The sequence below is a fragment of the Aquiflexum gelatinilyticum genome, assembly GCF_024741135.1.
In the GTDB taxonomy this organism is placed as follows: domain Bacteria; phylum Bacteroidota; class Bacteroidia; order Cytophagales; family Cyclobacteriaceae; genus Cognataquiflexum; species Cognataquiflexum gelatinilyticum.
In genome coordinates this window covers 25,258-37,828 of the sequence record NZ_JANSUY010000023.1, presented here as the reverse complement: position 1 = coordinate 37,828, position 12,571 = coordinate 25,258, and the positions used below count along the sequence as shown (strand labels likewise).

10 protein-coding genes are annotated in these 12,571 nt (G+C 42.7%); all 10 read right to left on the bottom strand.

Annotated features, from left to right (window positions below):
- Positions 1-328: 328 nt before the first annotated feature.
- Positions 329-2,026, bottom strand: coding sequence for a gamma-glutamyltransferase (gene ggt / locus NU887_RS18820; RefSeq protein ID WP_258424935.1), 1,698 nt, complete (start codon positions 2,024-2,026; stop codon positions 329-331).
- A 185-nt stretch (positions 2,027-2,211) separates the two neighbouring features.
- Positions 2,212-3,003 carry a sterol desaturase family protein gene (locus tag NU887_RS18815; RefSeq protein WP_258424934.1) on the bottom strand — a complete coding sequence of 264 codons (792 nt, stop codon included), beginning with the start codon at positions 3,001-3,003 and terminating at the stop codon, positions 2,212-2,214.
- A gap of 153 nt (positions 3,004-3,156) precedes the next feature.
- Positions 3,157-4,461 carry a M20 family metallo-hydrolase gene (locus NU887_RS18810; protein ID WP_258424933.1) on the bottom strand — a complete coding sequence of 435 codons (1,305 nt, stop codon included), beginning with the start codon at positions 4,459-4,461 and terminating at the stop codon, positions 3,157-3,159.
- 55 nt (positions 4,462-4,516) lie between these two features.
- Positions 4,517-7,672 carry a glycosyl hydrolase gene (locus NU887_RS18805; RefSeq protein ID WP_258424932.1) on the bottom strand — a complete coding sequence of 1,052 codons (3,156 nt, stop codon included), beginning with the start codon at positions 7,670-7,672 and terminating at the stop codon, positions 4,517-4,519.
- Between the two features lie 183 nt (positions 7,673-7,855).
- Positions 7,856-9,037, bottom strand: coding sequence for an acetyltransferase domain-containing protein (locus NU887_RS18800; protein ID WP_258424931.1), 1,182 nt, complete (start codon positions 9,035-9,037; stop codon positions 7,856-7,858).
- Positions 9,038-9,103: 66 nt separating this feature from the next.
- A complete protein-coding gene (locus tag NU887_RS18795; RefSeq protein ID WP_258424930.1) occupies positions 9,104-9,736 on the bottom strand; it encodes a DUF2306 domain-containing protein in 633 nt (210 codons plus the stop codon).
- A 74-nt stretch (positions 9,737-9,810) separates the two neighbouring features.
- Positions 9,811-10,236: a nuclear transport factor 2 family protein gene (locus NU887_RS18790; protein WP_258424929.1), complete on the bottom strand. Its 426-nt coding sequence runs from the start codon at positions 10,234-10,236 to the stop codon at positions 9,811-9,813.
- A gap of 29 nt (positions 10,237-10,265) precedes the next feature.
- Positions 10,266-10,664: a RidA family protein gene (locus tag NU887_RS18785; protein WP_258424928.1), complete on the bottom strand. Its 399-nt coding sequence runs from the start codon at positions 10,662-10,664 to the stop codon at positions 10,266-10,268.
- Positions 10,665-10,896: 232 nt separating this feature from the next.
- Positions 10,897-11,664, bottom strand: a complete 768-nt coding sequence (locus NU887_RS18780; protein ID WP_258424927.1) for a hypothetical protein — start codon at positions 11,662-11,664, stop codon at positions 10,897-10,899.
- Between the two features lie 292 nt (positions 11,665-11,956).
- Positions 11,957-12,481 carry a YybH family protein gene (locus tag NU887_RS18775; protein WP_258424926.1) on the bottom strand — a complete coding sequence of 175 codons (525 nt, stop codon included), beginning with the start codon at positions 12,479-12,481 and terminating at the stop codon, positions 11,957-11,959.
- Positions 12,482-12,571: the final 90 nt, after the last annotated feature.

Below are 12,571 nucleotides of genomic sequence, written 5' to 3'. Positions count from 1 at the left end.
TGCGCTTCCTCCCCGCTAGTGTTTCATTATGGGATTTTTTCAAAAGTTGATGTTTCTGGAAACTATTTCTAAAGATAGTTACAGCCCCGAAGCGGGCGCAATAACAATAGCCATGGGCAAGGTGCTTCATTGAATCCTTTACTTTGGAAAGTCTATTTGCACCGCAGCCCATGGTAAATTTTAAGGGCGATTGGTATTTCGGTCACGAATCTTCTAAAAAGGAGAATTCTCAATACCGAAATGGTTGGGAATAATTCTTACGATCATTTTTTTATTGGTTGAGTTGAAGGTCTGACTTTCTAAACCAAAATCATTCAATCCAAAAATATCAATACCCCACCGCTGCCCCATCCTCACTTGAGGAATCGGCGGCACCGACATAGACTTTAAGCTTGGGATCATAGGTGATTCCCATTAAGACACCGAGATTGTTGTAAGGAAATAGCCTATGTCCCATCTTCGTCAACGCATCACGGGTATCAGGGGACATCAAGTGCTTTTCATACACCAACCCATCCGGAAGCCATTGGTGGTGGATTTTCATGGCTTCGATGGCCTTGTCAATTCGCATGTTGTATTCCAGGACATTGAGGACTGTTTGAAAAACTGTATTGATGATCGTCCTTCCTCCGGGACTTCCGATAATCAGGTGCGGCTTTCCGTCTTTGGCGACGATGGTGGGCGTCATGCTGGACAGCATTCTCTTTTCAGGTGCGATCAGGTTTGGTTTGGAACCGATCTGTCCATCGCTATTTGTCACTCCCGGCACGGGGTTGAAATCCCCCATTTCATTGTTGAAGATGAAGCCGAGTTTGGCAGAACCCATCCCTACCCCATAGGAATGCTCAAGGGTATAGGTCATGGAGACGGCATTTCCCTCTTTGTCCACTACCGAAAAGTGCGTAGTGCTGCTTCCGTCATATAATTGTCCAAATTTCGAAGAGTCGCTGACGGAGGCTTTTTTGAGATCAATATTCTCAAAACGTTTTTTGGCAAATTCCTTGGAGGTCAATTTATCCAAAGGCATCTCAGGATTGAAATCTGGATCACCAAGATGCTCCGCCCGATCGGCAAAAGCCCTTCGCATCGCTTCAGCTACCAAATGCACATAAGCCGTAGAATTGAATTCTATTTTTTGGAGGTCTGCCTGTTCCATCAGGTTCATCATCTCGATCAGGGCAACTCCACCCGAACTTGGAGGTGGCATGGAATAAATCTCGTAGCCTTTGTAGGTACCTTTTACAGGTTTGCGCTCGATGGCGGTATATCTTGCCAAATCTTCCTTGGTGATGATCCCTCCTTTTGCTTTCATGTAGGCTTCTATTTCTTCGGCAACTTCACCCTTATAGAATCCATCCTGACCTTTGTCCCGGATCAGTGAAAGGGTTTTGGCCAAGGCAGGCTGTGTCCAAAGCTCTCCTGGCTTGATGATCTCTCCAGCTTCATTGCGGAAATAATTGGTCATGATGTCATATGAATCGTCCCAATCTTCCATGTTCAGCGCTGCTTTATACAATCCCCAAGTCATGGGAAACCCTTTTTGAGCCAAATCAACAGCAGGCTGCACCAAATCCGGCCAAGGCAATTTCCCGTATTTTTGATGGGCTAGGTAAAGGCCTGCCACTGTACCCGGCACTCCCACGGCCTTTAAGCCATTGCTGTTCGCGTTTTCGATCAGGTTACCTGCGGCATCCTGAAACATGTCAGGGGTTGCTTTCAATGGTGCCTTTTCTCTAAAGTCAAAAGTCGTGACTTCCCCATCTGATTTCATCAAAACAATAAATCCTCCTCCACCGATATTGCCTGCCTCGGGATGTGTCACTGCCAAAGCAAATGCCGTGGCAATACTCGCATCGATGGCATTCCCTCCCTTTTTCAAAATGTCAATTCCCACTTCAGAAGCAAGGACATTGTCAGAGACGACCATGCCGTTTTGGCCGTAGGTTTGGGCATGGAGGTGGAATGGAGTAAAAAAGAGGGAGGCTAACCAGAGGATTTGGAATATAATGGATTTGAAGTTTTTCATATTTGGGAAAGGCTATTTAGAATTTTCTTGTGCAACAGTTAAAACTCAGTTTCAAGCATAATTGTAACCATTGATTTCAATTTGGGTAAGTCTCTTTGGATGATCTCCCAAACAGCAGTCATTTTGATATTGAAATTTTCATGGGAAATTAAAAAATAAACACAAAGAAAAAATAAAGTAGACAATCAATCTCTTAAAAATGGACTTCTAATCAAATACCAGAAAGTCTGTTTTCTTTCTTCATCAAATTCAGCCAATCCCAACTTGACCTGCTCAGCAGGTTTGTATTTGTAAGTCCCGAAAATCCTGTCCCAAAGGATAAAAATATCCGCAAAGTTGGAGTCAGTATAATGTTGATCCTGATCGTGGTGAATCTTGTGGAAGTTGGGCGTTGTGATCACCAATCCAATAGTTTTGTCCAACCAGGCAGGGAACTTTAAATTGGAATGCTCAATGACCAGAAAAGGAGTCAATACCAAAAAATACACTCCTATGGTAAACAGATCCAATCCGAAAATGGCCGACATAAAAATGGGTGCGCTTCCAAACCAGAAAAGGACTTCAATCGGATGGGAACGGAAATAATTGGATGAGTCCATGGTAGTATCACTGTGGTGAACCCTATGAAACCTCCACAGCACAGGAGAAAGATGCGACAACCTATGAAACCAATATGTACCCAAATCCAAAATCAAAATACCTAAAATCAGCTTCAGCCAAAGGGGGAATTCAAGCATGTAGAACAATCCTATTTCATTTTGATTGAGCCATTCAATGCAGAAAACAAAGAAACCAGCCCAAAATAGGTTGCCGATCAGGAATACCACCTGAAACAGGAGGCTGTTCCAAAAATGCTTTCCCCTTTCTTTAAATGGGAATTGGGTGCTGAGTACATGTTCCAAAGTAAAAAACAGTGCGATCAATCCGACTGCGATGTAATTGATGTCAATGCTAAGGAGGTATTCTATTGTTTCCATGTCATTTCTTAAATGATTATTTTCTTTTGTTAGGAGTTTGGATATTAGTGGATATTAGATATTCATAGATATTTGTCCCAAAGGAAATGCTTTACCCTAATGAATATTCCCTTTTTTCTGCCCTAACCTTGTCTATTATCTGGTACCCCAGTATCAATAATTATCAATTTTTAGGATCAAATCCTTGTCCAACAACAGTACCGTTTGCAACATCACATTGGCTCCGTTTGCCATTTCTGCGGGAGAGGAATATTCCTCTGGATTGTGGCTGATGCCGTCTTTGCTCGGGATAAAGACCAGTCCGATAGGTCCCAATTTTGCCATTTCCTGGACATCATGACCGGCACCGCTCTGCATGTTGATGTAAGTAATCCCAAGGGATTTGGCAGCTTGAGCCATTTTATTCCGGATTTCCTGACTTGCAAAGGTCGGAGTGGTCCCGAGGTTTAGATTTTCAAATTGGATTTTAGTATTGGTTTCTCGGCCGATCTGTTCCGCACGTTTTTCGATATCGGTAAACATTTTCATGATTTTTTCTGAAGAAAGGTCACGCATCTGAAGGCTCATTTCCACTTTTCCCGGAATGATATTGGGAGCACCTGAAGGAACAGAGATTTTTCCCACACTCCCTACTTGCGCACCTTCATAGCTGTTGACTACCTCATTCACTGCCAATACCAATTTGGAAGCAGCGATCAATGCATCCTGCCTGTCGTTCATGGGCGTGCTTCCGGCATGGTTGGCCATCCCGGTGACAGTGATGTCCCAATCTTCGATACCAACAATGCCTTCGACAATGGCCACATCTATGCCACGGCTTTCCAATACTTTGCTCTGCTCAATATGAATTTCTATAAAAGCTGCCAAGTCACCCTTCTTTCTGGCGACTTCCTCCAGCCTATCGGGGTTTCCTCCGATAGCCTTTATGCCTTCCTCCAAAGTGAGACCACTAGCACTCTTTTGGGACAAAGCTTCCCTGTTCAGATTGCCTGACAAAGCCCTACTCCCTACCAATCCTCCTTCCTCGTTTTGGAAAATAATCAACTCCAAAGGATGCTCGGTTATGATGTTATTCTCATTCAGAACTTCGATGATTTCGAGAGCAGTGATGGAACCGTAAGCACCGTCATAGTTTCCGCCATTTGGAACCATATCGATGTGTGAACCAAAGGCAATGGGTTTTTTGGAAGGGTCCTTCCCTGCCCTTTTTCCGATGATATTGCCCGCAAAGTCTATATGAACTTCAAGACCAGCCTTTCGCATCCGATCCATAAAGTAAGCCCTGCCGGAAATATCTCCCTGACTGTAAGCTACCCTTTGGCCTTCTCCTTTTTCATTTTTCCCAAACTCTGCCAATTCAAAAATCCGTTGTTCAATACGTTTCTCATTGACCTTGACTTGGGCAAATACTGAGAAAGCAAACAAAAACAAAATGCTTGTCAGTAAAATTGATTTCATACTTATTAAATTTTTCATTTTCTCCAATGCTTTTATAGTCCGATTCAATTGAAAATCACCTTTTCAGAATCATTTGGATATCTCTTGACAATAGATACTGATTGAACTTCGGGATCTCCTCCTCTATCAGTCTTTTGTATTGGATTTGAATGTCATCCAGCTGTTTTCTGAAGACATTGTATACTTCCATTTGTTGGTTAGTTGGCCTGAAATCAGCTCCAAATCCGCCCGTATCGCTGGCCAAAGCACTGATTCTTCCATAGAGTTTCATCGGATTTCTAAAGGCATCTTCCCTTGCACCGGTCAGGTTGACATCAAATAACATTCCTTCCACTTCCAGGATTTTATCTTCAAGTTCTTTTGCTTTGGAAGCTATTTGTTTGTCGTCATTCATCATTGTCAATTGGGCAAGCTCATCACGGATCATTTCTATCTCATTGATTGCTGTTACCACTTCATTCATCGCCGCATTGAGTTTCAATGAGAATTCAACTTGTTTTTGAATGTCGTCAATTGTTCCTGCAGTATTTGGGTCCTTGATGACCTTTCCCATCTGACTGAAAGTTTGTCCGTCAACAGTGATCCTGATTTCATATTCTCCGGGTATTACCCGAGGTCCAAATTGGCCTCGATAAAGGTCCAAATCCCAAGTAACAAGCGGTCTGAATTCCCTGCCTTCTAGTTTTACCCAAGGTTTATCCTGTGGCGCAACCAATAATTTTGGTTGAAGTGTAGGTTCATGACGCAAATCCCACCAAACCCTGTTTACGCCTGAATCTTTTCTACCATTGATGGTCCTGACTTGATTTCCATCTTTATCAAAAATTTCCACCTTGACCTCTTTTGCCGGATTTTTCAAATAATAATTGATATCCATGCCATATGGGGGATTTGATCCCGTGGTCATGGTCCGGCCTTCAGTTTTGATACCTTGAACTTCCTGAAACCTGTAAGCAGGCCGTTGATTGAAGAGATGAACCTCTTTTGCCAATACCTCCTGACTCAATTCCTGGATAGACCCAATGTCATCCAAAATATAGAATCCTCTTCCATAGGTACCTATCACCATGTCATTGAATTCCTCTTGGATTGTCAACCAATAAATCGGTACCGGAGGTAGGTTATTTCTTAGTCTGAACCAGGATTTGCCGTCGTCCTTTGAAATGTATAGCCCTTTGTCTGTACCTGCATAAAGCATTCCTTTGACTTTTGGGTCTTCTCTCGTGACATGGACAAAACTTGATTCTGAGCGTTCAATTCCGCCACTGATTTTTTCCCAAGTTTTACCGTAATCGGAGGTTTTGAAAATATAGGGATCAAAGTCTCCCAACTGATGTGCATCGACTGTTACATAAGCCACACCTGACTGATGTCGGGAAGGTTCAATGCTGGAAATTGTCCCAAACTCAGGTTTTCCCACCATGTTTTCTGTGACATCTGTCCAGGTTTTGCCGCCGTCTCTTGTAAACTGAACCAAACCATCATTGCTTCCTGTCCAAATAAGTCCCTCTTCTAATTGAGATTCTGCTATGGCAAAAAGAACCGAGGCATCAAAAGTCATGAGGTTATCTGTCGCAATTCCTCCCGAAGACTGCTGATGGGATTTGTCATTTCGGGTGAGGTCCGGGCTGATGATTTTCCAGCTTTGCCCATAATCTTCTGTCATGTGCACAAATTGACTTCCAACATAAACACGTTTGTGGTTGTGAGGACTGATAAAAATCGGAAAAGACCAATGCCATCTATAGCGCATGTCCTTTGGAGCCCAACCATAACCTGCTTCCGGCCAAACCCGAACGTCGCGGGCATGACCTGTTCGCATGTCATATACCTGCAGTCCACCATCATAGCATCCCGACCAAACAATATGGTTGTCTACAGGGTCAGGGATGGCCCACCCACTCTCACAACCTCCGACTGCCTGCCAGAGTCCAAGTGGAATACTTCCTTGACGGCTATTGCTCGGACCACGGTAAGAATAGCCATCCTGTCGGTTTCCATAGACATTGTAAGGAATCTGATTATCAGTCCATACATGATACATCTGTGCGTTGGGGAACACATGCTGCTTGTAGGATTCCTGTTTGTTCCATGTCACTCCAAGTCCTCCGTCATGTGCGACAAGGATTCGGTCAGGATTTAATGGATCAACCCAGATGTCATGGTTGTCTCCACCTGCCCGATAACCTGCGTTGGCCAGCGTTTTGCCACCGTCCTTGGAAGTGCTGAATTTTACCGAAGCAAAGTAAATTTCATCAGGATCATCCGTGGAAACCCTCAATTTGGTGTAGTAAGGGGCCCTTTCATTGATGTCATGGTTGATCATGGTCAGTTCCCAAGTATCCCCTCCATCAGTTGATTTCCAAAGTTGGGGACTGTCCATTTCAAATAAGGCATACACCACATTGGGATCACTATAGGCAACTGCTACCGAGGTCTTGCCCACCGGATTCCTTTCCCCACCCGGCAATCCTCTTACTTTCATTGCCTCCCATGTAGCGCCTCCATCTTTGCTGCGATAGATTCCTCCACCGGCCCCTCCGCTGTTCAGCCCCCAGGTTTTGATATCTATAGACCAAAAAGCCGCAAATAAAATCTCAGGATTTTTGGGATTCAATGCCAAATCTACAGCACCGGTATGCTCATCGACAAAAAGTACATTTTCCCATGTCTTTCCACCATCTGTGGTTTTATACACTCCTCTTTCTTTTTGTGGACCATAAGTATGGCCCAAGGCAGCTACATAGACGATATCCGGATTTCTGGGATCTACCACAATCTGCCCGATACGGGCCGTTTCTTTTAAACCCATGTATTGGAAAGTTTTCCCCGCATCATTGGATTTATAGATCCCATTACCCATCGCATGGGCCGGACGGATCAGGAAAGTTTCCCCGGTACCTGCCCAGACCTGATTAGGGTCTGATGGCGCCAAAGCCAATGCTGAAACAGAAGATATATCCTGCTCATCAAAAATAGACCGCCATGTTGTCCCCCCATCTTCTGTTTTGAAAAGACCCCCTGAAGCCATACCGACATACATGACCATGAGGTTGTTTGGTTCGCCGACAGCAGCAATGGTACGGTTACCATCAGGTCCTATAAACCTGAAATCTAGCTGATTTAGATACTCAGCATGATCGGTCTGCTGTGCAAAACCCAGCATAGGAACAAGGAATAAACTAAGGAGAAAATGCTTAAAATGATTCATTTTTGGTGGTTTTCAATTGGTAAGTATGAATACAATCTGTGAGTAATATTTCTTAATTCACAGGATTGAATATACCGGAAATTGAATTTAAATGAAGAAGCATTCTTATTAATTTACATTTCAAATGGGAATAGAATCATATTGGATTGAATATCCAATGATAGGTGTTACAGTTTTTTAAAATCAGAGGTAGCTGAGCCACCATTTGTCTTTATTTCCCTGCTTATACTGGTCAAACTTTTTACAAACCGGAAACAATAACAATATCACTGAAATCCAAACCGCATATACCACCCAAAGTGGGAATCCATATCCGGGAAGTGGATTTTCGATTGCTCCCCATGCTGCCAAAATCATGTTCTTTTTCCATTCAAAACCCGAAAGAGAGGCAAGCCCGATTGCAATCAGATGGATCAGATAAATGTGGATAATGTAATAGAAAAAAGGAACCCTACCGAAAGTGCAGATAAAGTCCACGGCCTTTCCTTTCCACTTTTCCGAATTGGCCAAAAGGATAAATGTTCCTCCCAAGGTCATCAACAAATACAGCAAGGAAGGCGGATATTTGCTTGGATTCAGAAAAGAAACAAGATCCTGACTGAGTCTATCATATTGTTGGAAAAGGACAGGATCTCCATAGACATTGGTCCATCTCAAAACTACAAAAAGGATAATGGCACAAATCCCAACCATGTTGAAGGTCAGTTTTCTTTTGGAACTGTCAACGGATTTGTTGTAATAAGTCCCAAACCAATAGCCTAAAGCCATCACTCCAATCCATGGAATCATGGGGTATCCCACCACAAACATCAGGTTTTCTGAAAGCATGAAAATATTCAACCTGTGAAGGACTGCCCATAAAATGGAATCATCTAATTGGATATTGTCCAAGAGGTTATGACCAAAAATCAGGACAATGCTGAAAATCAAAATAAATTTTTTGGGCAAATACACCAATCCTGCCAAAACCACCATGCTGATACCCAATGACCAAATAGTCAAAAGACCAAAGGTCCCAAAACTTAAGTCAAAATACCACGCAAACCCTACTATAGTAAGTTCTATAAAAATCAGCCAGATTCCTCGCTTCAGGAGAAATCCCGACAATTCGTTTAATGATTTCCTTTTGCCAACCATAAAAGCCGACATCCCTGCCAAAAAACTGAAAGCAGGCGCACAGAAATGCGTGACCCATCTGGTGAAGAAAATGGCCAAAGTCGTCTGGGTAGGATCCGCAGGATCAAACAAAAAAGCTGGAGCATGGACATAATCCCTCACGTGGTCCAATGCCATGATGAGCATGGCAAGTCCTTTGACAAGATCGATGGAGGAAATTCTTTGGTTAGCGTTGGAAATTGTGGTCATTGGGGCTTATAAGTGACATCAAAAGAAAGGCGACTTTTTGGTTTTTGGCAACAAAGTGGTACCGGATTATTTCTTATTCCACTGCAAAATGACTTCTGTAATCAATAGCGGAATGACCCAAGAAACCCAGATCATTGTCGGCCCTCGCTCGATAAAATTTCCTAATTCCACAAAATAGGGAGTGCTGTTCAGCCATCTGAAAAGGACAAAAGCAAAGGTTACCACATAGCTTCTGACCATCCATTCTTTATGAAGATTGATCCGCCTAAGGAGAATAAATCTCAATGCCATCCCGGTAGTCAGAAACCAAGCCGCAGCAAGTACAATCAAAGAAATGGCCCAAGACAAATGGATGGCCATTCCTGTGGTCAAAGCAAGCGCTACCGAACTGATTGTGCCTATTAGAATTCCGGTCATGTATAACCTTCCCATCCATCGGTGGACTTTAAGATACCTGTTCCTAAACCCTACCCAAAACTGGAATGGGCCCAAGACCAGGGCAAGCAATCCACCAGTAATATGCCCGATAAGCGGCCACTTCATCTCCCAAAATCTGCCGTACACTTCTTTGTCAAATCCGAAGTAGGGTAAAGCTTCAACAAGGACAAATTTTCCGGCGAAAACGATAAGGAAACCCCAAGCCAAAAGGCTTAGCCAAGTTTTGGGTTTTTCGGGGATAAGGGTGAGGGTTTTTGCCATGGTATCAATAAAGGGGTTAATGGTTTTTTTCTAATATTATAAATTCACACTAGTCAGGAATAAGGTTTGTTTCACTAATTCAAAGCATCACTTAACTTTTTGGTATCAACATATTGTTGAAAAGCCACCACTTTCCCGTCCTTCAATGTCCAGAAATGGGCCACTTGGGCATTGTAATGCTTTCCGTTCTTGACCTTGGCATCATAGCGTAAGGTGGCCAATACTTTGTCATTGAGCATCCCGTGCAGCTCGATATCTTCCAGATTAAAATACTCATGCTCCTGCATTATCCGGCCGAAAACCCCATTCAAGACCGATTCAGGTCCTAAGTATGGATTGCGGTCTGCATAGGCATTGCCTTCGGCTTCATTCCAGACTATGTTAGCATCCATAGCACCAAGGACTTCGGGGATATCACCCACAGCAAAGGCTTTGTAAAGTCCATCTATGACCGCCCTGTTTTGGGTTGCATTTTTTAAATCATTTTCAATTGTTTTCATGAGATCCTTTTTGTTGCTTATTGATTTTTTTAATTCTCTTTATGCGCTTCCAATTCGATTTCTATCAGGAATTCAGGCAAAGCCAAGCCTTTGACTTCCAACCAGGATCCTGTAGGAAACTGTTGCGTATAGATGGAATTCCGGTAACCAGAATGTTCTAAAAATGCCGACATATCTGTGGTAAAAACATTTTCAACCACTACATTATCGAATGTGCATCCATAGTGTGTCAATACTTTTTCAAGATCGGAATAGCAGTTTTTCATCTGCTTGAGAAAATCCCCCACTGCAGTGGGTCCTCCTTCCTCATCCATGCTGACTGCGCCGGATACTTTGATGCTGTTCCCAATCTTGACGGCATGACTGTAGCCGTATGCTTTTTCGATTTCAGCTCTCAAACTGAAAAATTCAGGTTTTTCTGTTTTCATATCACTTTATCTTGGTAACAGCACAGAATTTACTTTTTGATTTTAGATAAATAAAACCATCAGGGACGAAGCACTCGATTTTATGTCCTAAGCCATGGTTTTATTACCCGAAAAAAAAAGGGCATTGGCAAAAAGGATTTCTCCAGATGCCTCTACCCTATTTTTATCAATTAATTGGCAAATACGCTATATGGTAACTGATGCTCTATTTGGTGGCATTTACCGATTTTCTTTATTTACTTGGCCTACTTATGTCCTTGTCCAAGGTGTAGATATAATTCCAAGTATTTTGAAGGGATGATCGAAATGCTGCCTGAAGTTCATCCCTTTTAGCTTTTCCTGCATTTTTTTCAACAGTCTGCCAAACTCCTTCCTGAATGATGTCCATTGCTGCATAATCTTTGTAAGGCATCACGTGATGGAAACTTGGGCTTTCGGGTCCCCCTGTCTGCCATTGATACCAATAACCCCCGGGTTCAAGACCTGCACTTTTGCGGATTCCTTCCACTTCTTTGACAACCTCCATCAGTCGATGGCCATTTATGGGGTTCAAATCATAGAAAGAAACCCTGATGATATCTTCTGTAAGTGCAGAACCTTTGCTCATTCCAAGTTGAAACCTGGTCACATGTGAGGTCGCTTTCTCGATATGTGGATTGATCAGCGTCCGGGCAAGGTCTTGGCATTTTTTGCTTGACTCGTCGGTTTTGTCCATTTCAGCCCAGTTTGCCATATCAGAAGCAAGCACAAAGACACTTCCTTCTCCCTGCTGTCTTTGCCACATTCTCCAGGTCCAATCCCCTTTGTTTTCCAGGTAGCAGGCTTTCCATGCTTTGATGCCTTCCCTAAACTGCATTTCATGCCCGGGCTTGATGGTAAATTCCGTCACTGACATCAATGGGCCGAGTGGTTCTGTTTGGGCAATGGAGGAAGAAAATAAAGCCCAATTGAGCGCTATTCCCATTGTCAGGATGATTACATAATTCATTCTTTTTTTCATGGTCATTTTGGTTAAAGCGGTTTTAATTAGTTTTGAATCGGTTAAAAATTATACATCAATGTCAATTTTATTTAGGATTTTAAATCATGGATTAGGACGAACCAACCTTAAAAATGTCCCAAATGAGGAATTCATTTTCCCACAAAAAAATGATTATGATCCTTTTTCAGGTATTCTCCTTTTTTGGTCTTTGAAGTTGCTTTGATTTAAAAATAAATAGAAAGAGATAAAAAAAATAAAACTAAGCAGACCTCGAAACAACCCACTTAGTTTTAAAAATAGCTGAAAGGAATTAATTTTCTTTAGAGTCGTTATTGCTGATATCCCTTATACAGACATATTTTCCATCACGTTTTTCCCAGATTGCCATGTACTTACCGCTGGAAGTAACTTTTCCTGAGGCATCCATCCTAGTTGTCTTTCCTACTTCGGTGATGGTATTTTCATCACCAAAAACATCCAATACCTCGTATTTTACCATAGTTCCGGCAGGTCTGGAAGCCATGCTTTCTTGAATTTCTTTTTGAATCGCGGCTTTGCCTACAGCCATTGGGCTTCCACTGCCCATACTCACTGCGTCGTCAGCATAAAAGGCAATCAGGGCATTTACATCACCGGAATTATCAGCAGCACCCCAAGCATCTTCCAAAGTTTGGATTTCAGCTTTGATAGCAGCCATATCCGGTCCGGGGGCTACAGTTGGGGCCATTTCTTCAGGAGCAACTGCTTCTTCAGGGGCAGGTGAGCTACAGGCAACAGTAAATAGAGAAAGGGTAAAACAAGCTGTTGCTATTCGGAAATAATTTTTCATGTTCATTTTTCTTATAGTTTGGTGCTTACTCTAATCGGTTTTCAGCTTTCCCGTTGAATAATTATTATTCTTTTAGATACCAAGGTCAAATTCTTA

Bases quoted from the DNA above. Each gene is read 5' to 3' on its own strand.
- NU887_RS18800 (WP_258424931.1), bottom strand. From the start codon at position 9,037: ATGACCACAATTTCCAACGCTAACCAAAGAATTTCCTCCATCGATCTT.
- NU887_RS18810 (WP_258424933.1), bottom strand. From the start codon at position 4,461: ATGAAATCAATTTTACTGACAAGCATTTTGTTTTTGTTTGCTTTCTCA.
- NU887_RS18795 (WP_258424930.1), bottom strand. From the start codon at position 9,736: ATGGCAAAAACCCTCACCCTTATCCCCGAAAAACCCAAAACTTGGCTA.
- NU887_RS18815 (WP_258424934.1), bottom strand. From the start codon at position 3,003: ATGGAAACAATAGAATACCTCCTTAGCATTGACATCAATTACATCGCA.
- NU887_RS18775 (WP_258424926.1), bottom strand. From the start codon at position 12,481: ATGAACATGAAAAATTATTTCCGAATAGCAACAGCTTGTTTTACCCTT.
- NU887_RS18785 (WP_258424928.1), bottom strand. From the start codon at position 10,664: ATGAAAACAGAAAAACCTGAATTTTTCAGTTTGAGAGCTGAAATCGAA.
- NU887_RS18780 (WP_258424927.1), bottom strand. From the start codon at position 11,664: ATGAAAAAAAGAATGAATTATGTAATCATCCTGACAATGGGAATAGCG.
- ggt (WP_258424935.1), bottom strand. From the start codon at position 2,026: ATGAAAAACTTCAAATCCATTATATTCCAAATCCTCTGGTTAGCCTCC.
- NU887_RS18805 (WP_258424932.1), bottom strand. From the start codon at position 7,672: ATGAATCATTTTAAGCATTTTCTCCTTAGTTTATTCCTTGTTCCTATG.
- NU887_RS18790 (WP_258424929.1), bottom strand. From the start codon at position 10,236: ATGAAAACAATTGAAAATGATTTAAAAAATGCAACCCAAAACAGGGCG.